Source organism: Enterobacter sp. Lyrl_3, assembly GCF_051948675.1.
In the GTDB taxonomy this organism is placed as follows: Bacteria; Pseudomonadota; Gammaproteobacteria; order Enterobacterales; family Enterobacteriaceae; genus Enterobacter; species Enterobacter cloacae.
Genome location: NZ_JAYJLI010000078.1, coordinates 1 through 333 on the forward strand (window position 1 = coordinate 1; position 333 = coordinate 333).

At 48.3% G+C, this 333-nt stretch carries 1 pseudogene; it reads left to right on the plus strand.

Annotated elements, in window-relative coordinates:
* A pseudogene (locus VF709_RS24965) lies at nucleotides 1–333 on the plus strand (hypothetical protein); the annotation flags it as partial.

A 333-nucleotide genomic window follows, 5' to 3' on the forward strand; every position in this document is an offset into this window, starting at 1 on the left:
TGATTTCAAAGAAGTACCAGCTAATGGTGCCGGATGGCAATCAGCATATGGTGCATCACGTCGCGCACAAATTTTCATGACCACCGGCGGGAACGTATATTCAAGATTTTCTCTTTCTGATGTGGCATTTGATGTTGATACACCGTGGGCTATTCATTATACGACATTAAACAAACCCACTGCTGCGGATGTAGGTGCGGTTGCCAAAGCGGGCGACACTATGACGGGAGCGTTAACGGCTCCGGGAGTCACTAACACTGGGGATTACTCTCTACGTAACCTGGCAAACCGCCACATTCGTTTCGAATACCTCAAAAATGATGGTACCTGGGC